The 467-nt window shown below is 30.2% G+C and carries 1 protein-coding gene; it reads right to left on the minus strand.

Translation table 11 applies throughout. The annotated features are described in order from the left end of the window. The coding region (locus ACWIX0_RS14180; protein ID WP_454174616.1) for a ComEA family DNA-binding protein at positions 1-284 on the minus strand (284 nt) is incomplete at its 3' end. Positions 285-467: the final 183 nt, after the last annotated feature.

Raw genomic sequence — 467 nt, forward strand, 5'->3', positions numbered from 1 at the left:
TATTTCACCTCAATCTTATCTTTGATTTTTTCAAACAATTTATCGCCAATGCCTTTTATGTTTTTTATCTCTTCGATTTTCTTAAAAGGTGTTTTTGTGCGATATTTGATGATTTCATCAGCTTTTTTATCGCCTATGCCATCTAAGGTGGTAAGCTCTTTTTTCGTAGCGGTGTTTAGGTTGATAGCCGCACAAGCAAAGTTTGCAAACATAAAAAGCGGTATCAAAAGTGCGAGTAGTGATTTTTTGATTGTGGAAGTGGATTTAAGTGTAGGGTTTTTCATTGTGAAGTCCTTTTTGAAGTATGAAAATCTAAGGCAATTTCTCTAAAGAAAATCTATCAAAACCATTTATGCAAAAAATCTATGCAAATCGTTTAATAAAAGAGAATCTTAAAGAAATAAAAGGCGTGATTCTAATAAGATTATGCTTAAAAGATTATTAAATGAAAGAAAATATTAGTTAAG

The organism is Helicobacter sp. T3_23-1059 (assembly GCF_053654515.1).